The 24,299-nt window shown below is 56.6% G+C and carries 21 protein-coding genes; 8 read left to right on the forward strand and 13 right to left on the reverse strand.

The window, feature by feature from the left end; all coding sequences use genetic code 11:
* Positions 1-8: 8 nt before the first annotated feature.
* The 10 genes from AC2FFP_RS12800 to AC2FFP_RS12845 all read right to left on the reverse strand — a co-directional run bounded on the left by AC2FFP_RS12800 (position 9) and on the right by AC2FFP_RS12845 (position 11,273).
* The gene (locus AC2FFP_RS12800) at positions 9-1,925 is read right to left on the reverse strand and encodes a beta-galactosidase (RefSeq protein ID WP_496766364.1); all 1,917 of its coding nucleotides are present in this window, start codon (positions 1,923-1,925) and stop codon (positions 9-11) included.
* On the reverse strand, positions 1,922-2,782 hold the full coding sequence (locus AC2FFP_RS12805) for an SMP-30/gluconolactonase/LRE family protein (RefSeq protein ID WP_496881116.1): 861 nt from the start codon (positions 2,780-2,782) through the stop codon (positions 1,922-1,924). The genes AC2FFP_RS12800 and AC2FFP_RS12805 overlap by 4 nt, the downstream gene beginning before the upstream one ends.
* A complete protein-coding gene (locus AC2FFP_RS12810; protein WP_496881117.1) occupies positions 2,779-3,384 on the reverse strand; it encodes a 2-dehydro-3-deoxy-6-phosphogalactonate aldolase in 606 nt (201 codons plus the stop codon). The genes AC2FFP_RS12805 and AC2FFP_RS12810 overlap by 4 nt, the downstream gene beginning before the upstream one ends.
* Positions 3,381-4,274: a 2-dehydro-3-deoxygalactonokinase gene (locus tag AC2FFP_RS12815; protein WP_496766370.1), complete on the reverse strand. Its 894-nt coding sequence runs from the start codon at positions 4,272-4,274 to the stop codon at positions 3,381-3,383. Before AC2FFP_RS12815 ends, AC2FFP_RS12810 begins: the two co-directional genes overlap by 4 nt.
* A gap of 4 nt (positions 4,275-4,278) precedes the next feature.
* Positions 4,279-5,046 carry an SDR family NAD(P)-dependent oxidoreductase gene (locus AC2FFP_RS12820; protein WP_496766372.1) on the reverse strand — a complete coding sequence of 256 codons (768 nt, stop codon included), beginning with the start codon at positions 5,044-5,046 and terminating at the stop codon, positions 4,279-4,281.
* Positions 5,046-6,755, reverse strand: a complete 1,710-nt coding sequence (locus AC2FFP_RS12825; protein ID WP_496844338.1) for an IlvD/Edd family dehydratase — start codon at positions 6,753-6,755, stop codon at positions 5,046-5,048. The genes AC2FFP_RS12820 and AC2FFP_RS12825 overlap by 1 nt, the downstream gene beginning before the upstream one ends.
* A gap of 25 nt (positions 6,756-6,780) precedes the next feature.
* Positions 6,781-8,121: an alpha-glucosidase/alpha-galactosidase gene (locus tag AC2FFP_RS12830; RefSeq protein WP_496881118.1), complete on the reverse strand. Its 1,341-nt coding sequence runs from the start codon at positions 8,119-8,121 to the stop codon at positions 6,781-6,783.
* A 22-nt stretch (positions 8,122-8,143) separates the two neighbouring features.
* Positions 8,144-8,992, reverse strand: a complete 849-nt coding sequence (locus AC2FFP_RS12835; protein WP_170418690.1) for a carbohydrate ABC transporter permease — start codon at positions 8,990-8,992, stop codon at positions 8,144-8,146.
* Position 8,993: 1 nt separating this feature from the next.
* Positions 8,994-9,917: a carbohydrate ABC transporter permease gene (locus AC2FFP_RS12840; RefSeq protein WP_496766378.1), complete on the reverse strand. Its 924-nt coding sequence runs from the start codon at positions 9,915-9,917 to the stop codon at positions 8,994-8,996.
* 96 nt (positions 9,918-10,013) lie between these two features.
* The gene (locus AC2FFP_RS12845; RefSeq protein ID WP_496766380.1) at positions 10,014-11,273 is read right to left on the reverse strand and encodes an ABC transporter substrate-binding protein; all 1,260 of its coding nucleotides are present in this window, start codon (positions 11,271-11,273) and stop codon (positions 10,014-10,016) included.
* Positions 11,274-11,423: 150 nt separating this feature from the next.
* Here AC2FFP_RS12845 and AC2FFP_RS12850 point away from each other — a divergent pair, with 150 nt between their 5' ends.
* From AC2FFP_RS12850 to AC2FFP_RS12885, 8 genes are all read left to right on the forward strand, one after another.
* On the forward strand, positions 11,424-12,230 hold the full coding sequence (locus tag AC2FFP_RS12850; RefSeq protein WP_496766382.1) for an IclR family transcriptional regulator: 807 nt from the start codon (positions 11,424-11,426) through the stop codon (positions 12,228-12,230).
* Positions 12,227-13,285 (forward strand): ABC transporter ATP-binding protein, encoded by a 1,059-nt coding sequence (locus tag AC2FFP_RS12855; RefSeq protein ID WP_496766392.1) that lies wholly within the window; start codon positions 12,227-12,229, stop codon positions 13,283-13,285. Before AC2FFP_RS12850 ends, AC2FFP_RS12855 begins: the two co-directional genes overlap by 4 nt.
* A gap of 135 nt (positions 13,286-13,420) precedes the next feature.
* On the forward strand, positions 13,421-14,380 hold the full coding sequence (locus tag AC2FFP_RS12860) for a dihydrodipicolinate synthase family protein (RefSeq protein WP_496724731.1): 960 nt from the start codon (positions 13,421-13,423) through the stop codon (positions 14,378-14,380).
* Positions 14,371-15,303, forward strand: coding sequence for a 4-hydroxyproline epimerase (locus AC2FFP_RS12865; protein ID WP_496766402.1), 933 nt, complete (start codon positions 14,371-14,373; stop codon positions 15,301-15,303). The genes AC2FFP_RS12860 and AC2FFP_RS12865 overlap by 10 nt, the downstream gene beginning before the upstream one ends.
* Positions 15,300-16,538, forward strand: a complete 1,239-nt coding sequence (locus tag AC2FFP_RS12870) for an NAD(P)/FAD-dependent oxidoreductase (protein ID WP_496766404.1) — start codon at positions 15,300-15,302, stop codon at positions 16,536-16,538. The genes AC2FFP_RS12865 and AC2FFP_RS12870 overlap by 4 nt, the downstream gene beginning before the upstream one ends.
* A gap of 9 nt (positions 16,539-16,547) precedes the next feature.
* Positions 16,548-17,573: a trans-3-hydroxy-L-proline dehydratase gene (locus AC2FFP_RS12875; protein ID WP_496881119.1), complete on the forward strand. Its 1,026-nt coding sequence runs from the start codon at positions 16,548-16,550 to the stop codon at positions 17,571-17,573.
* Positions 17,574-17,697: 124 nt separating this feature from the next.
* Positions 17,698-18,246 (forward strand): tetratricopeptide repeat protein, encoded by a 549-nt coding sequence (locus tag AC2FFP_RS12880; RefSeq protein ID WP_496724723.1) that lies wholly within the window; start codon positions 17,698-17,700, stop codon positions 18,244-18,246.
* 335 nt (positions 18,247-18,581) lie between these two features.
* Positions 18,582-20,795, forward strand: coding sequence for an NADP-dependent isocitrate dehydrogenase (locus AC2FFP_RS12885; protein WP_496881120.1), 2,214 nt, complete (start codon positions 18,582-18,584; stop codon positions 20,793-20,795).
* A 278-nt stretch (positions 20,796-21,073) separates the two neighbouring features.
* Here the strand turns inward: AC2FFP_RS12885 and AC2FFP_RS12890 are convergent, their stop codons facing one another.
* From AC2FFP_RS12890 to AC2FFP_RS12900, 3 genes are read right to left on the reverse strand one after another with little or no spacing between them, the layout of a single operon-like run.
* Positions 21,074-22,180: a peptidoglycan-binding protein LysM gene (locus tag AC2FFP_RS12890; RefSeq protein WP_496881121.1), complete on the reverse strand. Its 1,107-nt coding sequence runs from the start codon at positions 22,178-22,180 to the stop codon at positions 21,074-21,076.
* A 45-nt stretch (positions 22,181-22,225) separates the two neighbouring features.
* Positions 22,226-23,488: a type 2 periplasmic-binding domain-containing protein gene (locus tag AC2FFP_RS12895; RefSeq protein WP_496724718.1), complete on the reverse strand. Its 1,263-nt coding sequence runs from the start codon at positions 23,486-23,488 to the stop codon at positions 22,226-22,228.
* A 22-nt stretch (positions 23,489-23,510) separates the two neighbouring features.
* Positions 23,511-24,296, reverse strand: a complete 786-nt coding sequence (locus AC2FFP_RS12900) for a PP2C family protein-serine/threonine phosphatase (RefSeq protein ID WP_496766413.1) — start codon at positions 24,294-24,296, stop codon at positions 23,511-23,513.
* Positions 24,297-24,299: the final 3 nt, after the last annotated feature.

The following is a 24,299-nucleotide window of genomic DNA, read 5'->3' on the forward strand; positions in this document are numbered from 1 at the left end:
CGGAGAGGTTATTCCTCTTCGGGCGCATCTTTCTGCGTGAGTGCTACGTCACAGGCGTCAACGACGTCACCGTTCCATGCGACCGGTTGCGCGTTGTAGTTGATTAGGAAAACATGCGTGGCCGTCTCGCGACGGCGCAACCCCTTGGGCATCGGATGAAGGGCAACGTCGGTTTTGCGCGCGGCCATTTCAACAACCCGGTCCCATAATGTGTCATCCGGGAAACCTGCCAGATACCAAAGACGATTTTCACCCAAAAGCGCAGGGGTGCCGTCTGCAAATGTCAGCAAATTGGGGGCAGTACCCGAAACCCTGTCGATCCAATGTTGCGCCGCGCCGCCGCCTTCAACGCCACGGCGGATGTTAGGCGGCAGTGTCTCGACCAAATCGACGTCGCATTTCAGACCGTTCAGACCGGGTCGTGCCCGAGGAATCTGGAAATCATGTGTGATCGCCCCGCTGCGTGGACCCAGGATGAGCAGATCACTGACCTCCGCCAATTGTCGCTCCAAATTGTCGCTCACGGTGGCTATCCCCGGAGCAAGGATGAACTTGTAGCCAACACGCGGAATGTTGGTTGAGGACACGAAGTCCACAGACAAGCCAGCCCGCCGCAAGGCGCGATACGCCGAGAAAACCAGACGGAAATAGTCAAATCCCGCCCCCTGAGGCTGTGTCGACCAAGCCCAATCCGAGGCGTAGTCGAACAGGATGGCCACCTGGGCCTGTGTTTGCACAACGTTGCCTATTTCTGACAACGCGTCCGAAGTCTGCTTTGCCTCGGTCAGGGCCGGGGCAGGGCGGTTGTTGGGTGTCAGCAACCCCGCATGCATTTGCTCTTGTGCAAACGGGGCCTGCCGCCAGCGGAAATAGCTGACGACCTCTGCCCCGTGCGCCACTGCCTCAAGCGACCAAAGCTTAACCATTCCAGGTAGTGGTGCCGGATTGTATGGTGCCCAATTCACCGGGCCGGGTTGCTGCTCCATCACCCACCAACGGCCTCGGCCGACCGCGCGATACAGGTCATGGTGAAATGCCTGCATGTCCGGGTCGCCCTGCTGAAGAAAGGCGGTTTTGTGCGCTTCATCCGCCTCTAGCCGGTCGGAGAGGAAGCCGATTGGGTAGCTGTCCCATGTGGCGATATCCAGATCTTCGCCAACCTTGAAATGGTCGAAATCCAGCACTCGGCCCATATAATTGTGCAACAAAGGCGCATCGGTCAAGGCGTGCAGTACATCTGCCTGGGCTTTGTTATACGCAACGACCTGATCCGAACTGAAACGCCGGAACGCCAGAACATGCGCCGGGTTGGGTTCGGTCACTGTCAGATTGGGCAGATCAATCTGGTCGAAATCGCGATACTCCATCGCCCAGAATATGTTGCCCCATGCCTCGTTTAGCGCGTCAATGCTGCCGTATCGATCCTTTAGCCAAAGCCGAAAGGCATGCAGAGCGGCGGGGCCGTAACTGACGGTCGTATCGTGACAACCATATTCATTGTCGATCTGCCAGGCCGCAACATGCGGGTTTTGCCCGTAGCGCTCGCCCATGATCCGGGCGATGCGGACGGATTCCTGGACATAACCCGGATGGCTAAAACAATAATGCCTGCGTGAGCCGAATTTGCGGGGGTTTCCTTGCGCATCCACCGCCAGCATGTCGGGATATTTCTCAAGCATCCAACGCGGAGGTGTCGCAGTGGGCGTCCCCAGCACAACCTTGAGCCCAGCCGCCCCCAGCGTGTCGATTGCACGGTCCAGCCAATCCAACTGCAGCTCACCGGGAACTGGCTCCATTCTGCTCCAGGCAAACTCACCGATCCGGACCCAGCTTATGCCAGTTTCGACCATTCGAGCCGCGTCTTCGGCCCACATGGCCTCGGGCCAATGTTCCGGGTAATAGCAAACACCAAGTTCTGGTTTCATAGAAGGACTCTGTGTTCTGCTTGGCCTGTGCCCGCGTCCAATGCGCCAAAGGTCATGCCATTGGTTGGTTGTGCTTCAACAGTGTCTGCGTCCAACCCCTGACGGGCAGTGGTGCAAAACAGCGTCGTCAGATCGTCGCCGCCAAAGGCGGGACAAGATGTATGTGCGGCCTGAAACGAGACCGCATGCCGAAACCGTCCGTTCGGTTCGTAGCAGGCGACACGGTTTGCCCCCCATTGGGCGATCCAGATATTGCCTTCTGCGTCGACCACAGCACCATCGGGGTAAAGGCCATCAGCGCGCAAGTCGAGAAACACCGTGCTATTGCCTTCGGGCCAGCCCATCTCAGCCTCCAGCGAGCAGCGCCTGACCTGTTGTGTGACTGTATCGGTGTAATAGACGCAGGACCTGTCTGGGGCAAAACAGATCGCGTTCGAGATTGTGACCTCGGGCACAAGCAGGCGCAGCTCACCCTGCCAGTACCGATAGATCGCGCCAGCCTGCTTTTCAGCGTTCTTTCCCATCGTCCCGATCCAGAACCCGCCCCACGGGTCTGCGCGCCCGTCATTGGAGCGGGTGTCCGGGTTGTTCGCCTCAAGCGAGACGATCAGGTCTTTTTGACCGCTGTCCAAACCAAACCGCCACAGACCGGTTTCCGATGCCATCACTATTGTATCCCGGTCCACCCAACCTGCCGCTGAGACATGTTCCGAAAACTGCCAGCTGTGTTGCTCGCCCGCTGTCTGCGTCATCAGACGTTTGTTGATGATGTCGAACCAGAACAGTTGATTGCGTTCAGGATGCCACAGGGGCCCTTCGCCTAACTCACATGGACGGTCGTCAAAAACAAAGCTCATCCAGTTGCCTCGTCATAGGCAGCGACGATCCGCTTGGCCTGACCGGCAATTTCCGCGACGGACATCCCCGGTTTGAACAGGGCCGATCCGATGCCAAACCCGTCTGCCCCAGCCTTGATCCATTCGGCGAAGTTCTCAGGTCCAGCGCCACCAACGGCATAGACCAAAGTCCCCGATGGCAATACAGGTCGCAGTGCGGCCAATCCACTTGGCCCGGCAGTGACACCCGGGAACAGTTTCAATCCCGTCGCGCCAGCCTTAAGTGCCGCAAACGCCTCGGTCGGGGTATAGACGCCCGGCCAGCTTTGCATGTTTAGTGCGACAGAACGCACAATGACCTCGGCGTCATAATTCGGGGAAACGATCAGCTTACCGCCAACTTGCGCAACGGCTTCGACCTGTTCGGGGGTCAGAACCGTGCCAGCGCCGATCAGAGCTTGATCGCCGAATGAGCTGGCCAACGATTCAATGCTGTTCAGCGGGTCAGGCGAATTCAACGGAACCTCGATCTTGTCGATACCGGCTTCGATCAGGGCATGACCCACATCGACGGCTTCTGCCGGTTGCAAGCCACGCAATATGGCGATGATGGGGCGGTTCATGCGGTTTGCCTCGTTAGTTTACGGGCCTGCGACAGGCCTGCCAATGTGCATTGGGTTGCGCTAGCGGTGTCCACGAAAGCACCCTGCAGTTGCAACGCGCCCGCATAGATTTGGGAAATCCCTTCAGCGCCGATGATTGCCAGCTGCTGCCCCAACCAATAGGGGCGTGTTGCGCCCAGTTCAGCCCCGATCAAGAGCCCGGATAATTTTGCCCGGGCTGTCCCCTTGTCCTGATCGTGCAACAAATCCGCCGCCCGCAGTCCAAACAGACGTGCAGCCAATTGTTCGGGTTTTGACAACGTGTCTGCCGTAGCTTCTGCAAAGGCATCGGCGTCCCAGCCGTCACCGACCGAATGCTTGAGCACTGATTGCTCGGAGAGAAGCTCAAACATCTCACCTGTCATGAACGTTCGAAAGCTCACGACTTCTCCTGCGCTGATCTGAACCCATTTTGAATGCGTCCCGGGCAGGCAGATAACCCCGTCCCAGTTCGGGCGGGTTGCCAGAAAGCCAGAAATTTGAGTTTCCTCGCCGCGCATCACATCCGGCGGTGCGTTCTGCTTCAGCCCAGGCACCACGAATGCGCGTATCCGGGCATCGGTACCGGGTACCCGTATAGGCGCATCAGGCAGTGGCGCTGACGGGACGGCCGAGTAGGGGGCTTCGACCCAGCCTTGCCGCGCACCGACCATGCCGCAAGCCACAACATCGACAGGTTCAGCGCCCAACCAATCTTCGATAAGGTCCAGCAAGACAGATTGGAAGTCATCTCTACTCAGACGCGCCATGCCGCGGTCAGACTGCCTTTGCGCCAGTACGGTGTCGGACTGCATAGCCCAGGCCCGCAGTTGGGATGTTCCCCAGTCGACGGCTATCCACTCTGCATTCATGGCCTTACCCCGTTACCACAACGCCGCCATCGACGGCCATGCACTGTCCGGTCATCGCGCGGCTGGCATCCGAGGCCAGGAACAATGTCGGTGCGATCATGTCTTCGGGCGTCAGGTGTTCTTTCAGGCACTGGCGCTCCAAATGCGCTGCCAAGTCATCCGGCGTCGCCCACATATCAAGTTGCTTTTGCGTCAAAACCCATCCGGGAGCCAGCGCATTGATACGGATTTTTTTCGGCCCCAACTCGCGCGCCAATGATCGCGTCATCCCCGTGATACCGGCATTCGACGTCGTATAGATAGGGTACCCCGCATTCCCCATCATGTAGCTGATCGAGCTGAAGTTGACGATTGAACCCCCTTTGCCAGTCATTTGGCGCGCAGCCTCCTGACAAGCGAAGTAGTAGGCCTTGAGGTTCACCTCAATCATCCAGTCCCAGAACTCGGCGGTGGTTTCCTCAAGCGAGTGACGCTTGTCGTTAGCGGCGTTGTTGACCAACACATCCAAAGGTCCATGTGCCTCGGCAGCCTTTTGCATTGTGGCGTGCAGCAATTCGGTATCCGTCATGTCGCCCTGCATGAACAGCGGCGCGCGGCCATGTTTGTCTCGCATTTCCTCAATGAATGCGCTGGCGTCCGAGCGGCCGATAAAGGCAACGTTTGCGCCCTGGGCCAAAAAACCGTCTGTCAGTGCGGCCCCTACACCAGAGCCGCCGCCGGTAATATAGACCGAGGCGCCGTTGAGGTCGTGGAATGTGGCTGGATTGTCCATCAGTGGCTCTCTCTGGTTACAAGGCGCGTGTCTTTGCCAACGAGAAAATCAAGGTCCGCGCCTTTATCGGCCTGTAGCACGTGGTCGATATAGAGTTTCGCGTAACCGCGCGTGTAGTGCGGATCGTCCGGTTGCCACGTGGCACGGCGGGTTTCCAGTTCCTTTTCATCGACCAGCAGCTCTAATTCGCCCTTGCTGGCGGACACGCGGATACGATCGCCGGTTTTGACAAGGGCCAAGGTGCCTCCGGCTTGCGCCTCGGGGCTTAAATGCAGGATCACGGTGCCATATGCAGTGCCTGACATGCGCGCATCCGAGATACGGATCATGTCGCGCACGCCTTCTTTGATCAATTTTCCGGGGATTGGCATGTTCCCGACTTCGGGCATGCCGGGATAGCCCTTTGGGCCGCAACCCTTCAGGACCAGAATGGTTTCGGACGTCACTGGCAGATCATCCCGGTCGATATTGGCTTTCAAATCCTCGATGTTCTCGAAAACGTAGGCCTCAGCTTCGGTTTCCAGCAGCGTATCCGTCGCGGCCGAAGGTTTCACAATGGCCCCGTTGGGCGCGAGGTTTCCGCGCAGCACGCGCAATCCCGCGGCGGGTTTCACCGGATTGTCGAAGGGGCGGATGACGTTGGGGTTAAAGCATTCTGCCCCCTCAAAATGCGCCGAGATATCTTTGTTCAGAACGGTTTTTGCAGGGCGCAGGAAGGGTTTCAACTCGTTCAGAACCACGGGCACACCGCCTGCGTAGCAGAAATCCTCCATCAGGTATTTCCCTGAGGGCATGCAGTTCACCAGCAGCGGGATTTCCGACCCGATTTCAAAGTCTTTCAGCGCCAGGTCTACCCCCACGCGGCCCGCCAGCGCGAGTAAATGCACCACTGCATTGGTCGAGCCGCCAACGGCTGCATTGGCCAGAATGGCATTTTCGAACGCTTCCTTGGTCAGGATGTCCGACGGTTTTAAATCTTCGTCCACCATCTCCACAATCCGTTTGCCTGTCAGATGCGCCAGCGCCATCCGGCGGGCATCAACTGCTGGTAGGGCGGCGTTGGTTGGGAGGGACATGCCCATTGCTTCGACCAACGATGCCATGGTCGAGGCCGTGCCCATGGTCATGCAGACCCCGGCGCTGCGTGACATGCCGGACTCGGCATTCATGAAATCCTTCAGTGTCATCTCACCCGCGCGCACAGCTTCTGAGAATTTCCAAACATCCGTGCCCGAACCAATGTCTTTTCCCTGGTACTTCCCATTCAACATCGGGCCAGAGCTGACCACGATAGAGGGCAGATCTACCGAAGCGGCCCCCATCAGCTGCCCCGGCGTGGTCTTATCGCAACCACCCAACAGGACTACGCCGTCGATGCCATAGGCGCGAATAGATTCCTCGACATCCATTGCCAGCAGGTTGCGGAACAGCATGGCGGTGGGTTTCATTTGGGTCTCGCCCAGCGACATGACGGGAAATTCGACCGGAAACCCTCCAGCCTCCCACACGCCGCGTTTGACACCTTCGGCCAGATCACGCAGGCCCGAGTTGCAGGGTGTGAGTTCCGACCACGTGTTGCAGATGCCAATGATCGGACGACCATCGAAGGCGTGATCAGGAAAGCCTTGGTTCTTCATCCACGATCTGTGGATAAAGCCATCCTTGTCCAGCTTGCCATACCAATGCTGAGAGCGGCGTTTTTTTGTCATTATTTTCAGCCTTCTAAAATTGGGATCAGGCCGCCTTGGCGGGTTTGCACCAGTCTGGCAACCAATCGGCATGTGCCACCAACAGGTCACTAACCAAACTGCGGATCTGACGCAGGTCCAGTTCAGCGGCCGTATGTGGGTCCATCATGGCGGCGTGATAAATGTGTTCGGGGTTCTGCTCAACCAATGCCCGTACAGTCAGTTCCTGCACGTTGATCTGGCTGCGCATTAACGCGATCAGCTGCGGTGGAATGTCGGTGACGACCGAAGGTTGGACACCGTTAGTGTCGACAAGGCAAGGTGTTTCGACAGCCGCGCCAAGGGGGAGTTGAGGGATCTGTCCAGTATTGGGCAGGTTCCCATACGCCACGTAGGGCGTATCAGTCACGATCGCATTCATCAGGTCAGCGGCGAACTCATGGCTTCGGATCACTTCAATATCACGCCCGTCAGTTAGGGTCTTTGCCTGTTCTTTCCAACTGGCGATCTGTTCTTCGCAGCGGGTTGGGTATTCATCTAGAGGGATACTGAACTGCTCAATCAGGTCCCGTCGGCCGTCTTTGATGAACCACGGGACGTATTCCGCCAGGTGTTCGGAACTTTCCGTGCAAAAGTAGCCCAGATGATCCATCACTTCGTACCGCACTTTGTTGGCGCAACGTGGCATCAACAGTGGTGGTTTTGGTATTTGTCCGCTGGCATACCCTTGCCGCAATGCAGGGTAGAGATCGCGCCCGTCATGCTCCAGCCTCAAGAAAAAAGCGACGTGGTTCACGCCTGCCACTTTGTAGCGGAATTCGTCCTTGGGCAGGTCCAGATCGTGCGCCAGTTCCTCGACCGTATTCTGGACCGAATGGCACAAGCCGACATGCTTCAGCGTCGGAAAACGCTCAGCCAGAGCCCATGTGTTGATTGCCATCGGATTTACATATTGAAGCAGCGTCGCGTTTGGGCAGAGCTGCATCATGTCTTGTGCGACATCCCATAACACAGGAACCGTGCGCAGACCGCGCATAATGCCTCCGACGCCAAGCGTGTCGGCGATGGTCTGGCGTAGACCGTATTGTTTGGGAATCTCGAAATCCGTGACCGTGCAGGGCTTATAGCCGCCGATCTGAAAAGTGGTGATGACGAAATCGGCACCCTCCAGCGCGGCGCGCCGGTCGGTATGGGTGGAAACGGTCGCCCCGGTTCCGACAGAGCGGATCATCGCCTTTGTGACGGCCTCGCTTTCTGCAAGACGCATTGTATCGATGTCCATCAGAGCAAAGTGGCTGTCGGCCAATGCGGGGGTCAACAGGGCGTCGCCCACGATATTCTGCATGAATATCGTGGAACCTGCCCCGATAAAGGTGATCTTTGTCATGTGGCAAACCTTTGGTTTGACGTTATTTTACGGCACCGAGGGTCAAACCCGCGATGAAGTGTTTCTGCATGAGGAAAAACATGGCCACCGGCGGCAACGCCGCGACGATGGAACCGGCACTCATCAATTGATAGGCAGCCCGAAACTGGGCGTTGAAACTGGTGATCCCGGCCGTCACGGGCTGGCTTTCCGCGCCCTGAGTCAAAACCACGGCCCAGAAATAATCGTTCCAGATAAAGGTAAAGATCAACACGCTGAGCGCAGCAATCGCTGGCTTCATTAACGGCAAGACAACGTACCAGAAAATACGCCATTCGCTGATGCCCTCGACGCGCGCGGCCTCAATCAACTCGAAGGGCAGGGCGCGGATAAAGTTTCGCATAAACAGGGTACAGAAACCCGTCTGGAATGCGATGTGGAACAAGACGAGGCCTGTTTTGGTGTTGTAGAGACCCAATTCCAGGGTCAGGTCGCGTACAGGGACCATCAGGATCTGGAACGGTACAAAGTTGCCCGCAACAAACATGAAGAAGATCCAGAGGTTTGAGCGGAATTTGTAGATCCCCAGTGCGAACCCGGTCATACAGCTAAGTGCTACGGCCCCGATCACAGTTGGAACGGTGATTAGGAACGAGTTCAACAGATAGCGCGGCATGTCCGAGTTGAAAAATACCTGCCCATAGTTATAGGCGCCCTCAAAACTGGACGGCATTCCCCAGTAGTTTGCGTTGGTAAAGTCGGCGGCCGGTTTGACCGAGAACAACGCCACCGCCAGTAGGGGACCGAGCCACAGCAGCAGAGCCAGCGGCAGCATCGCCTGGTAGGTGATCTGTGCCCCGCGGGGTTGTTTTTCGATGGGTTTGGGAAACATCTTAGTGCCCCCTTTCTTCGCGATACATCGACCACAGGAAATAGGCGATGAAGCACAGCATGATCAGGAACAGGATCACCGCGATGGCGGCGCCATATCCCATGCGGAAGCCGTATTCTGACAGCGCGACTTCGAACATGTAATAGGCAAGCACACGGGACGAACCGAACGGGCCACCCTGGGTCATGATCGAGATCAAGTCGAATGACCGAAGCGCGCCGATGATGGTGACAACGAAAGCAATGAAGGTGGCGGGGCGTAGTTGAGGCAGGATGATATGCCACAGCATCCGCCCGCCTTTTGCACCGTCCAGACGTCCGGCCTCGATCTGTTCAGGATCCACAGCGTTCAGGCCTGTGAGATACAGGATCATGCAATAGGCCGTTTGCGGCCAGAGACCGGCAAAGATGATGCCGTAGGTGACGAAACGCTCATCCCCCAGAACATTCAGCGGGCCGAAGCCGAAGAAGCCCAGGAATTCGTTCAACAGGCCGAAAGTCGGATCATAGAACCACGTAAAAACGAGTCCGACGACGACCTGAGAGATGACAAAGGGGAAGAAAAACAGTGACTTATAGAGCCGAATACCCCAGACGGTTTGATTAAGGAACAGAGCAATGAACAGACCCGCAGGGATCGCCAACAGGTACATGATCAACCAGATCAGGTTGTTCTTCAGTGAAATATAGAACGCGTCACGATCAACAAATTCCCAATACAGGTCTTCGTAGTTGCGAACGCCTACATACTCCGCTGCGCCGAGCCCATCCCATTCGTACAAAGACAGATTGAAGGATTGGAACACCGGAATGATCACATAGACCATGAAGAACAGCAGACCCGGGGCCAAAAATAGCCACGGCGCTATGCGCTGTTGATTTCTGTGGAACCAGCTTTCCTGTTCGGGGACATCGACGGCTGACATGTGCTCACTCGGATTTAGGTCAAAGGTGTAAGTCGGGTATGCACCCGCCTTACGCACGAAGTGGTGCAGGCCGGGCAGAAGCCCGGCCAGACCGGTTTAGTTCTCGTAGATACGCTGACGTGCGCGTTCCAGTTTGGACAGGATACGGTCGGCATTATCCGGCTTGACCATGAATTCCTGGAAGCCTTCCATCGACACTTTTGCCATTTCCGCAGGTGCATCACGGTCCCAGAACTGGGCCACGCCACCGGGGCTGTTGGCGGACAGCATCTCAAAGCCTTGCTGCAGGAACTTGTCGTCATCAACAGACGATTGGGCATTCACAGGCAGCTGTCCCAGGTTTGCGCCGTTGTTGATCTGAGTTTGCTCATCCGCGGAAACGGCAAAGCGCAGGAACTCACGTGCAGCTTCTTTATTCGATGCGTTGGCCGGGATGTGGAAGGTATCAGTTGGCGCATCTTCCGCCAATTCTACATCCGGGTTGATAGAAACGAACTGATAGAAGTCCAATTGGTCGTCGGTCAGTCCCGCTTCGCGCAGAGGCGCAACGGCAAAGTTACCCATCAAATAGGCGGCGGCTTCGCCGTTCACCATGAAGGGCAGGGCCTCTTGCCAGCTGTACGTCTGATGGTTGTCGACGAACGCGCCCATGTCGATCAGCTGTTTCCAGTTGGCGAAGGTCTGCTTGACCCGGTCGTCTTCCCAGCTGATTTCGCCATTGGCGAGCTGGTTGTGGAAGTCGAACCCGTTGGTGCGCATGTTTAGGTAGTCGAACCAACCGCCAGCGGTCCACAGGAACTTGGTGCCGATCGTATAGCAGGCGCGACCGGAATCGACGATCTTCTGGCAGTTCGCCAGCTCTTCTTCCCAAGTCGTTGGCTCGGTCAGGCCCAGCTCGTCAAAGATGTCTTTGCGATAGTAAACACCCCACTGGTAATAGGTGTAGGGTACACCCCACTGCTTGCCGTCGATGGTCATCGCACCTTTGGTCGAGGCCAGATTTTCGGCGATCTCAGGTTCGGCCCACAAGTCCGATACATCTTCGAACAGGCCTGCCTCGACGTAGGGCTTCATGCGGTTTGCCGCATACCACGTCGCCACGTCCGGCGTATCCGCAGTCAGGAAGTTGCGGATCTGGGTCTTGTACGCCTCCCGGTCGATTACCGTGGTTTCGATCTCCAGTCCCGGATGCTGTTCCGCAAAACGGTCGATCATTGCCTCCATCGTCGCGCGTGGCGCCGGGTTGGAGGTATCGAGAAAGATTCGCAGCTCGCCGGTCAGTTCGGCGGCGACAGGTGCGGCAAGTGCGACACTGGCTGCCAAAGCGGCGGCAGTGCGCTTGTACATGGAATGCATGGTTTCCTCCCTTAGCTTCCATTTTATACTTTTGCAGTTCCAAATAATGAAACTGTGTTTTATATATTGAAAACTACACATCAACTCGGTTAGTCTTGTCAAGACCCTCGTGCCGATTGCGATGGGTTAATTGGAGGAGAACAGGCATCCGTGGCTGGTGACGGAACAATAGGAAAAGCATGTGATGTGCTGGATCAGGTGGCTGCGTTCGCGCGCCCGGTTCGATTCGCAGAGCTGTTGGAAAGCAGCAATTTCCCCAAGGCGACCCTGTATCGGTTCCTGCAAACGCTGACCAATCAGGGAATGCTGTCGTATGATCCGGACCGACAGACATATACGCCTGGTTTGCGATTGGTTCGGCTGGCTCATGCAGCGTGGACACAAAGCTCGCTCGCGCCGATTGCGCGACCGTTTCTGGATGCATTGAGCCGGGAAACCGGGGAAACGGTGCATTTGGCACAGCTTGATTCAAATCAGGTGCTGTACGTGGATAAACGCAACGCAGCCCAGCCGATTGAGATGTATTCGCAGGCTGGCAAGGTCGGTCCGGCCTATTGCACAGGCGTGGGTAAAGCCATGATGGCGTTTCTGGATGAGGCCGCGCTGGACCGCGCCGCGTCTCAGCAAAGCTACCACGGCTTTACCGACAAAACACTGACATCCGAGGCGGCGTTGCGCGCCGATCTCGACCTGATCCGCAGTCGTGGCTATGCCGTCGATGACGAAGAGCATGAGCCCGGCATCATCTGCATTGCCTGTCCAATCCTCACCTCGGGCGGGCGGATGTTGGGGGCGATTTCCGTGACCGGATCGACCGAACGGATGAATTTCGACCAATTGGAAACCTGGGTTCCCCGTGTTCGCCGTGTGGCCGAACAAATCGGAGCCGAAGCACAGGCCTGGCGGTTCCCCGAGACCCGCCCGAGCGCCGAAACAGACAGGATGCAAGCGACATGACAGGTGTGACTCTGAACCAGGCGATCAAGCGGTATGGCGAGACGCAGGTTATTCACGGCATTGATCTGGAGATCGAAGATGGAGAGTTCTGTGTCTTCGTCGGCCCTTCGGGTTGTGGTAAATCCACTTTGCTGCGGATGATAGCGGGCCTTGAGGAAACGACCGAAGGGCAAGTCCATATCGGCGCTCGCGACGTGACCCATATGGACCCGGCCAAGCGCGGCGTGGCCATGGTGTTCCAGACCTATGCCCTTTATCCGCACATGACCGTGGCCGAGAACATGGGCTTTGGATTGCGCATGAATGGTGTACCCAAGTCCGAGATCAACAAGAAAGTGCAAGACGCCTCGAATATCCTCAAGTTGGATCAATACCTTAAGCGCAAACCCAAGGCCTTGTCCGGCGGGCAACGCCAGCGTGTCGCCATCGGGCGTGCCATCGTGCGGGGGCCCGAGGTGTTTTTGTTCGACGAACCTCTGTCCAACCTTGATGCGGAGCTGCGCGTAGAAATGCGGGTCGAGATCGCGCGACTGCACAATGAAATTGGCGCGACCATGATCTACGTGACCCACGATCAGGTCGAAGCGATGACAATGGCCGACAAGATAGTGGTGCTGCGCGATGGCCGGATCGAGCAGGTCGGCGCGCCAATGGACTTGTATCGGGACCCGGACAATCGGTTTGTAGCGGGGTTCATCGGATCGCCTGCAATGAACTTCCTTGACTGCGATATTGTCGATGGGAAGGTCTCGCACCCGGCCCTTAGTGAACCGTTGGATGTGCCTGTAAACGTACCGGCTGGGATGAACAAAGTGACTCTTGGTATACGTCCGGAGCACATCACAGTGGACCGGGCAGGCGACACTTGCACGGTTGATCTGACCGAAGCGCTTGGCGGCGTGAGCTATACGTATTTGCTGACGCCCAATGGCGATAAGTTGATTGTCGAGGAACGAGAAGATCAGCGCAGCAAGCAAGGTGAGCGCATCGGGCTGTCAGTGCGGCCGGAACGCGCGATGCTATTTGATCCCGAAACAGGTCACCGCCTTCGCTGAAAAATCCATTTTGTAATTTGAGCGCGCCCGATCATCGATCCGGCGCGTTTTCAATTTTTCTGGATTTTGTATCCAATATCCGTTATGGCGATTCCAAAAGCGTGTGTAACCGCCCAGCCATCGAGGAATTTACCAATGTCGACCAATGTGTTCACCGGCACGATGCCCGCTCTGATGACACCATGCAAACCCGACCGGACGCCTGACTTTGATGCCTTGGTGCACAAAGGAAAGCAGATGATCGGGGCGGGTATGTCCGCGGTGGTCTACTGCGGTTCGATGGGGGATTGGCCCTTGTTGACAGATGCGCAGCGGATGGAAGGCGTCGAGCGTTTGGTCGATGGGGGTTTGCCCGTTGTGGTCGGGACCGGCGCCATCAACACCAAGTCCGCCGTAGCCCATGCAGCCCATGCGCAAAAGGTAGGCGCCGTTGGCCTGATGGTCATTCCACGCGTTCTGTCTCGCGGCAGTTCACCTACCGCACAGAAGAACCACTTCAAAGCGATCTTGACAGCCGCCCCCGATGTTCCGGCAATCATTTACAACAGTCCGTATTATGGCTTTGCTACGCGGGCCGATCTGTTCTTTGCTCTGCGCGCGGAACATTCAAACCTGATCGGATTCAAGGAGTTCGGTGGCAAAGACGACCTGCGCTATGCGGCTGAAAACATCACCAGTCAGGATGATCAGGTCACCCTAATGGTTGGTGTTGATACCGAGGTTTACCACGGTATCGTAAATTGCGGTGCAACCGGATCGATCACGGGAATAGGCACAGCCTTGCCGCGCGAAGCGTTGCTGCTGGCCGCCCTGTCCAAAAAGGCGGCGCAAGGCCATGCCGAGGCCCGCCAACGTGCGCAGGAACTCACAGAGGCGATTCAAGTGCTTTCCAGCTTTGACGAAGGCCCGGATTTGGTGCTCTACTACAAGCACTTGCTGGTCCTGAACGGGGAGCAGGAATACCGCCTGCACTTTAACGAAACGGATGAACTGACCGATGCACAGCGTAATTATTGCGAGCAGCAATATGATCTGTTCCAAACATGGTTCGCCGATTGGTCGAGGCAGGGTGGGGTGATCGCTGAATGCATGTGATCGACAGTCACACTGGCGGTGAACCGACGCGCGTCATTCTGGATGGCGCGCCGGGACTTGGATCCGGGTCTTTGACTGAGCGGGCAAGTCGCCTGGCGACCGAACATGAGGCGTTCTATCGCTCGGTCATGTTAGAGCCGCGCGGTCAGCCAGCCATGGTCGCTGCGTTACTGGTCGAGCCGGTTGATCCGACATGCGTGACCGGTGTGATCTATTTCGATGTCGACGCCGTTTTGGGCATGTGTGGGCACGGAACCATCGGTTTGGCGGTCACATTGGCTCATCTGGGACGAATCGACGTAGGCCAACACCGGATCGAAACGCCCGCTGGTGTAGTGACGGTCAAGTTGCACGATGCAAACACCGTTACCGTGACCAACATTGAAAGCCGCAGGGTTCATCAGGACATTACCCTGGATGTCGCGGGCTATGGCCATGTCACAGGCGACGTTGCATATGGCGGCAACTGGTTCTTCATCGTTGACCCCAGCCCGATCCCGGTCGAGCCCGTGAACATTCGTAACCTAACGGACATGTCGATCGCCATCCGCGAAGCCTCGATCGCGCAAGGGGCTGGTGGAGAAAATGGCGAACCGATTGACCATGTCATCTTACAGGAATCTTCACCGGACCCGGCGGTACACAGTCGCAATTTCGTTCTGTGCCCCGATGACAATTACGACCGCTCACCATGTGGAACGGGCAGTTCGGCTCGGCTGGCCTGTCTGGCGGCCGACGGCCGTTTGGCGCCGAGTCAGGAGATCATCCAGCAAAGCGTGATTGGCAGTTCCTATCAATTGTCTTACCAGCCCGGGCCAAACGGGGGTGTTATCCCCTCGATCACCGGGCAGGCCTTTATCATGGCTGAGGCCACGTTGTTGTTCGACGAACACGATCCTTTCAAAGCCGGAATCGAAACATGACCCCACAAGTCGTTGTCATCGGTGCCGGAGTAATTGGGATTACGACCGCGCTCGAACTGCAACGACGCGGCCATTCCGTCCTTGTATTGGACCGTAAGGGCGTCGCGGCCGAAACATCAGCCGGCAACGCCGGTGCCTTTGCCTTTTCTGAGGTCGAACCACTAGCCACGCCCGGCATCATGCGAAAAGCTCCAAAGTGGTTGTTGGATCCGTTGGGCCCACTGTCTATCCCGCCGGCCTACGCCTTGAAAATTGCACCGTGGATGTACCGGTTTTGGCGGGCCAGTCGACCGGATCGCTATGAAAACTTACTTGGCGCACAAGCCAGTTTGATGGCGTTATCCAAAACTACGCTTGAACAGCTGATACCAAACGTCGACGCCGAATACTTGTTGCAACGCGATGGGCAGATGCAGTTGTATGAAGGCGAGGCTGAATATCGCGCCAGTTTGCCGACATGGAACTTGCGCCGCGAACACGGGATCGAATTTGAACTGCTTGAAAGCCCGGCCGCGATTGCTGAGATGCAGCCGGGCCTCAGCCCTCGGTTCACCCATGCGGGGTTTACACCGAACTGGCTGAACACTGTTGATCCGAAGCGATGGGTCGAACACCTTGCTGAGGTCTTTCAGGGTCGAGGCGGTCGGTTCGAACGGAAAAATATCCGAACCCTGTTACCGCAGGAAAATGGTGTGCGCGTATCATGCGCGGACGGAACAATTGAAGCGAGCAAGGTGGTGGTTGCCGCAGGTGCCTGGTCTCACCACATAGTGCAAACATTGGGCGATCGCATTCCACTGGAAACCGAGCGTGGATACAATACGACTTTGCCGGAAGGCGCATTTGATTTGCGTATGCACCTAACATTCTCGCGCCACGGCTTTGTTGCCAGCAAAATAAATGGTGGCGTGCGTGTAGGGGGGGCCGTCGAACTGGGCGGGTTAACCTTACCACCAAACTACAAGCGCGCCGATATTTTGTTGGAAAAGGCGGCGGCGTTCCTGCCTGGACTAAAAACCGAAAGTGGCACGCAATGGATGGGGTATCGTCCATCGTTGCCGGACAGCATTCCGGTGATCGGCCCGTCTCGTAAATCGGCGGATGTCGTTTACGCATTCGGGCACGGGCATTTGGGCCTGACCCAATCTGCGGGAACTGCGGAACTCGTCGGGGCGCTGGTCGATGGGCAAGACCCACCAATATCATTGTCGCCTTACGCCGCCACCCGATTTTAAGGAGGGGATATGCGCAGCATTAAGACCATTCATGTTGTGTCGGCCCATGCCGAAGGCGAGGTCGGCGACGTCATCGTTGGCGGGGTCTCTCCGCCGCCCGGTGACACGATCTGGGAGCAACGGACGCATATCGCCAACAATCAAACGTTACGAAATTTCGTACTGAACGAACCGCGAGGCGGTGTGTTTCGTCATGTCAATCTTCTGGTTCCGCCCAAACATCCGGATGCCGATGCCGCCTTTATCATTATGGAGCCCGAGGACACTCCACCCATGTCCGGCTCAAACTCAATCTGTGTTGCGACGGTATTGCTGGATAGCGGGATCATAGCAATGCAAGAACCCGAGACAATTCTGACGCTTGAAGCGCCCGGAGGCCTGGTTCGCGTGCGCGCTGAATGCCGGGGCGGTAAGGCAGAACGGATCCACGTGCAGAACCTCCCCAGTTTTGCGGGTAAGCTCTCTGTCCCGTTAGAGGTTCCGGGTTTGGGCACGCTGACTGTTGATACGGCTTTTGGAGGCGACAGTTTCGTGGTTGTAGATGCCGCCAAGCTGGGGTTTGACATAACCCAAGACGAAGCGCGTGAAATCGCCCGGACCGGCGTTAAAATTACGAATGCCGCCAATGCCCAATTGGGGTTCTCGCATCCTGAGAACCCGGATTGGACCCACATTTCCTTTTGCGCTTTTTGTGGCCCGCTTGAAAAGACCCCGACTGGTTGGCGCGGTAAATCTGCCGTTGCCATTCAGCCCGGAAAGGTGGACCGCTCGCCCACTGGCACAGCGGTATCTGCGCGTATGGCGCTAATGGCGGCCAAAGGGCAGATGACGGTCGGGCAAACCTTCGAAGCTGTTTCGGTCATCGGCTCGCGCTTTACCGGGCGGATTGTTCGGGAAACGCAAGTTGGTGCCCAACCCGCTATCATTCCAGAAATCAGCGGGCGCGGATGGATCACCGGAACCCATCAGCACATGCTTGATCCAGACGACCCCTGGCCGGGTGGGTATCGGTTGAGTGACACTTGGGGCATTTGATCAACTTCTGCGATTGCGCTTGTGTCTTTTCCGTTTCATTACGCAAATTTGGCGACCCGTTTCCTTGAGTATAGGTTCTGGATTGCCACTTTAAGGTGAGTGATTTGAACAGATTGGAGGTGTAATGCACATTCGTCTTGCCGCCCTGGCTATTGTGATCGCCACGTTGTTGCTGTCCTTCAATTCACCATCAAAATCTGGACCAAACTACACGCAGCTGGCCCAGTCATGCCTTGGCAACAAAGGCGGCATGGCAAATGTGGTTGCGGCCTGCACAACTTTGATGAATGGCGTGGATGTTACCCCAAAAAACCGGAGCACGCTGCTGAGATCTCGTGGTTGGGCGTACTACAGCGGCAAACAGTACGAAAAAGCAATTTCGGACTATAGCAGTGCTTTGGCTCTCGCTCTCGACGACCCACATTCAACTTTGTGGCGTGCTATTGCCTATCACGCGACGGGCGATGTCCAATCTGCTGAAACAGCGTATGAAAAAGCTCTGTCGCTTGCACCAAGCAGCACTGAGGCATTGTTTCACAAGGCCCAGTTCGACAGGGATCAAGGAAACACATCTGCCGCTATTCATGGTTTTGAGAAGGTTCTGGATCTCGACCCGAGTCATGCGGGGAGCGGGAACCTCGGTTCCACGCGAGGCGGACGCTGGTTCTGTTGAGCATTTGGACACCGCAATTGAAGATCACGTGAACCAAATTGCAAACGAAGGCGGGTTCAAGGCGTTTTGGACCGGCAAAAAAGCTGTATCAATAACTACCCGCAAACTTACTGATCAATAGTTATACCCATGGTCCAATCCGTAAATCTGACTACCCGTGGCAATATGCGCGCGCTTTAGATGATTGATCCCAGGCCCTTCCTGATTTATGGGAGGCCCTGTCAAATCAGAGTCACCGTCGGGGCGGTAGGAGAAACGCGCCCCCCCCTACGCCACGCAAAAGTGGAACACTCTTGGATCGCACGCCCCGAAAGGTTTAAAAAAGGTAAAAGAATATGGCAGATAACTCGAACTTCGACATATTGTATACCATTGTAGACGAAGCGCCCGAACTGGCCAGCGCCTCGTTTCTGCCCATCATTCGCAAGTTTGCTAGTGCCGCAGGTGTCAGTGTTGGCACCAAGGATATTTCATTGGCCGGTCGTATTCTCTCGACCTTTCCGGATAAACTGACTGATGCACAGCGCATCACCGACGATTTGGCCGCATTGGGCGAGCTGGTGAAAACGCCGGACGCCAACGTGATCAAACTGCCAAACATCTCGGCATCGGTCCCGCAACTGGTGGCTGCCGTCGAAGAGCTGCAGTCACAGGGCTACGACATCCCGAGCTACCCCGAAGAGCCGTCGACCGATGAAGAAAAGGCGATCCGAGCGCGTTACGACGCTATCAAAGGCTCGGCTGTGAACCCGGTACTGCGCGAAGGTAACTCGGATCGTCGCGCGGCGCGTGCGGTGAAGAACTATGCTCAGAAGAACCCGCATTCGATGGGGGAATGGGCGTCGGACAGCAAAACCAAAGTGTCGTCGATGTCTGGCAATGATTTCTATGCCAACGAGAAGTCCGCCACCATTACCGCCGCTCAGGCCGGTGATGTCAAGATCGAATTCGTCGGCAAAGACGGCAGCATCACTGTCCTGAAGGACGCCTGGCCACTGGCCGAGGGCACAGTTGCAGACGCCACTTTCATGTCGGTCAAGGCGCTGTCATCCTTCCTGGCAGATGCGATTGAGGACACCAAGAAAGACGGCACCATGTTCTCGTTGCACATGAAAGCCACGATGATGAAGGTCTCGGACCCGATCATCTTTGGCTTTGCGGTCAAAGCCTGGCTGGCCCCGGTATTCGAAAAGTTCGGCGCTGAACTGGACGCTTTGGGTGTGAACCCTAATTCTGGTCTGGGCGATTTGCTGGAACGTGTTCAGGGCAATGCCGACATCATGGCCGCCATCGACGCGATCAAAGCCGACCGTCCGGCCATGTATATGGTCGACAGTGACAAAGGCATAACCAACCTGCACGTGCCGTCAGACGTGATCATCGATGCCTCGATGCCTGCCGTAATCCGGGCAGGCGGAAAAGGCTGGAACGAGGCCGGTGCCAAGGGCGACACCAACTGTGTTATCCCCGACCGCTGCTATGCATCGGTTTATGATGAGAGCATCAACTTTTTCAAAGCCAATGGCGCACTGAACCCTGCAACTGTCGGTGCTGTCGCCAACGTCGGCCTGATGGCGCAAAAAGCGGAAGAATACGGTTCGCACCCAACAACGTTCCAAGCGCCGGCCGACGGTGCCATCCGTATCGTTCTGGCCAATGGCGAGACGCTGCATTCGCATGACGTTGAAAAGGGCGACATCTGGCGCGCCTGCACTGTGAAGAAAGCTCCGATCGAAAACTGGATCCAGTTGGCCATGGACCGTCAGCGTTTGACCGGGTCCGAGTCCATCTTCTGGTTGGACGCAAACCGCGCCCACGATGCGGAACTGATCAAATACGTCAAACCGGCACTTGAGGCGGCTGGTGTGGCCGACAAGTTCCTGATCATGGCTCCGCGCGAGGCGACCCGCCAGTCGTTGGAAACCATTACGGCAGGTATGGACAGCATCGCTATCACGGGCAACGTATTGCGTGACTACCTGACTGACCTGTTCCCGATCCTGGAACTGGGCACGTCGGCCAAGATGCTGTCGATTGTGAAACTGATGAATGGCGGTGGTCTGTTCGAAACCGGCGCGGGTGGGTCCGCTCCGAAACACGTGCAGCAATTGGTTGAGGAAAACCACCTGCGCTGGGACTCGATGGGTGAGTTCTGTGCTTTGGGTGAATCTCTCAACTTCCTGGCCGACAACAAGGGCAACGCCAAAGCGGGTGTTCTGGGTGCTGCGGCCGAAGCGGCCACGCAAGGCATTCTGGACAACAATAAATCGCCCAGCCGTAAAGTTGGACAACCGGACAACCGCGACAGCCACTATTGGTTCGCACGCTATTGGGCTGAGGCTCTGGCCGCGCAATCGGATGATACTGAATTGGCAGCAGAATTCGCGCCGATCGCAAAAGAGCTGGCGGATAACGAAGGTCAGATCCTGTCTGAGCTGGCGACCGCTCAGGGTGCTGCCGCGGATCTCGGTGGATACTACCACACCGATCCTGCCAAGACCGCAGCGGTAATGCGCCCCAGCGCGACACTGAACGCGATCATCGGCTGATAAACAGTACCCACGCTTTGCGGCGTGGGTGTTTTCAGATTGGTGAGATCAATAGAAAAAAGGGCCGAACCCCCAAAGTCGGCCCTTTTTTGAGTGAGTGGTCAGGCCGAAGCCTCACCGGTGTAGTTGATTTCACGTTAACTAATCCATGAGTTTTGGAAATTAGGGGATTCCCGTACTTTTGGGAATTTTGGGTTCAACCTATAGCTAAACCAGCTGTTTAAAACGAAAAAGGGCCGGTCAAATGACCGGCCCAATTCGCGCGAAAAGTCGAATGATCAGTTAGATGCTGCGTTCAGCTTTTCGTTTTGTTCGCGAAGGGTGTCCGAGATAATCGCGTACCACTCGCCGGACTGACGCATTTCGTTCAGGCCCTTGTTCATCATCGCAATGTACTCACGTGCGAACGGGTTGGTGCGGTGTGCAAGAAAGCTCATCGAGGACAAGGTCGACACATAGGGGTTTTCGACCAGATCTGTCGAAGTCAATCCCATGTCGTTCATGGTCGAAGCGAACAGATCGACTTCAAACGCGGCGACATCCGCTGTGCCGGTCAGAACGGCATCAAGGCATTCGCGAGCAGAGTTAGGTTGGACCACATTGGTATTTTCGCGGTTCAGTCCGACTTCTTCCAGGACCACCATGCTCCAACCTGACATGCGGCAAATGGTTGAACCTTCAAAGTCTTCGAACTTTGTCGCGCTTGCATAGTCGCTTTCCGGCAGAGTGAAGAAACCACCTACGATGTCGTATACAGGGACAGAAGCCACGAATTGCGTACACCGCGCTTCAGTTTCGGACGACCATTCGTATGTGCGGTTCGTACAATCCGGGACGGTCCAGGCGATTGAAATATCGAACGCGCCCAGCGGCAACAAAGTGTCCAGATGCGAGCTCCAGTCGTCGACAAAGCTGACGGAGTAATCGCGGCTGTTGCCAGCACGCTGAAGACTGGTTGTTGCCAGACGGGTCATAATACCGCCGCCACCCAGCGCTTCACTCGTGAAGGGTTCCCAACCGTTACCCGCCACCATTTTGATTGGGGGGGCATAGACATTTGATCGCTTGACGCTTGCCGCGCGTTGCTCTTCTGCTGCGATCAGTTCCTGCGCGGACTGACCGTTTGGCAGGCTACCATCCTCACAGGGCAAGGCCAGAACCAGACCTGGCTCAAGAGCGTTTGGGTTGGTGATGATGTTGCGGTTTGCGTTAAAGATCGGCTGATAGTTCGACGTACCGTATGCTGCGATCGCAATGGTCGCCATCGTGTCGCCGTCCGCAACTGTATAATTGGTACAAGCTTCTTGCGCAGCGGCGGCGCCGGCGCTCAGAGCGGTAACGGCGGTGGCCGACAGTGCAACTTTCTTAAGGTTGATTTCAAACATGTCCACTTCCTCTAGACTTTTCTTATAGTTAGGCCAAAAGGGGCCTTAACCGTTTTCCATTTGATGACGCAGAGCGGCTGCCACGATGTCTCGCCACTCTCCGGATTGCTGCATGATCGCCAGACCCTGATTGAGCGTCTCAAGGATCGCTTCCCCATCCGGATTATCTTTGTGGGTCATGACGTTAAGCGACTTGATTGCCGCCAGATTGGGGTTCTCGATGATACGGTGTTCATAACCCAGTCGGCCGATTGCCTCGACAGCTAGATGAGCTTCGATTGCGACGATATCGGCTGTCCCGTTCATAAGCGCGTGAAAGCAGTCATCGGGTGAAACCGGACGCAAAAGCGAGATTGCCGGTTCGTACAATCCGACCGTATCCATGTGCGACAAGGACCAGCCTTCCGGGCGACAGATGGTTGTCCCGGCGAAGTCGGCATAGGTCAGCGTTTGCTCATAGCCCGAGCCGTCGCGGGCAAAGAACGTGTCCACAACTTCGTAGAACGGGTTAGAGAAGTTGTATGTATCACACCGCGCACGATCTTTTTCAGAAAGCGCCCCGGCCTCTTCGCAGTTTGGACGCGACCAGGGGAAGGTGGCATCGAACGCGAGTGTCGGCATCAGAAGGTCCAGATGCGATGACCAATCGTTGACGAACTGGATTTTATAGGACTGTTCGGGCGCGGCACGCAGCATCGCTGTTTCGACAAGGTAGGTGTAGAGCCCGCGATTGGGCAGTGCCTCGTCGGTGAACGGCGCATAGTCACCGCCAGTGATAAGCAACAACTGACGGTCACGGATTTCCGGGCGTTCGCCGGCATCTGCATTACGGATCAGCGCTGCGGCTTCTGCCCGGGCGGCTTCGATCTCGTCCTTGGCTGCCGCTTTTGCGGCGATCACTGCATCTTCGCTTGCCTTTTTGGCTTCTGCTTCGGCATCGGCAACGCGGGCTTCCGCCTCGGCGATGGCTTTCGCCGCGCGATCCTCGGCGGCCTTGACCAGCTCGGCTGCCATTTCCGCGGCCATTGCCTCGGCTTCGGTCTGCGGAGCGGCCGGGGCACGGCCGATCTCTTCCAGACAAGGCATGGTCAGAACGTCACCCACCCGGATGATGTTCGGGTTGTTGCCGATCACGTCCCGGTTTGCATCGTAAATGATACGAAAGTCTTCGGTCGAATACACTTCGATCGTAAGCTCTCGCAGGCTGTCGCCGCGTTGGATTTCGTAGGTTGAGCACGCCTGTTGCGCCGAGGCAGTGCCCGCTGCGGCAGCAAGTGCCAGGCTTGATATGATCAGATGGTTTCTCATGGGTCCTGTTGCTTTGCCTTGTTTAGTTTTTTGTAAGTTTGACAACACCGATTGAGATGTTGTCCTGATCCGGGTCGCCCTTAGCGTTCAGCGCGGCCTGCAGCGCCCCGGCTATGTCTTGTGCAAGCCCGCTGGCATTGGATTGAAGAATGGCCTGAATTTCTGCGTTGCTGAGATATTGCAGGCCGTCGCTTCCCAGAACCAAAACATCCGAAGGTGTCAGGTCCAACGGGGTTTCCGGGCAATCGACCTTTGGAATTGCAGCACCCATGATGACCGAAGTCAGTTGGTTGCGGTCAGGATGCGCCAGCGCTTCGGCTTCGGTCAAAGTGCCTTCGGCCATTTGCGCATCAATCATGGGTGCCATCGAGTGATCTTCGTTGATCTGCGACAGCTCTCCGTCCCGGAATAAGTATAGTGGACTGTCGCCGATCGAAATCCAGAACAGCCGTTGGCCCAGCAACAAAGTGCCCAACATGGTCGAGCCCATGTTGAATCCAGCCTCTTGTTCCTCGGAATAGCGGGCGATGGAGGCATTGGCCTGCATCGCCGCCAGGGGCAACGCGTCGATCAATGCGGACTCGGGTGTTGTTGTACCTTCAAGCTCAGCATCTAACGCGTCACGCCAGGCCTGGATCACAAGGTCAGAGGCGACTTCGCCCGCCGCATGCCCGCCCATGCCGTCAGCGACGACGACATAGCTTGCGTTCGCCGCATCGAACATGCGCGAGGCAACCGCGTCCTCCTGCGTGTCACGCTGGCCCTTGTCCAGGATCAGCGCAATATCATATGCCGGTGTCGCCAGCATCTA

The sequence above is a fragment of the Ruegeria sp. YTSC004 genome, from assembly GCF_059609805.1.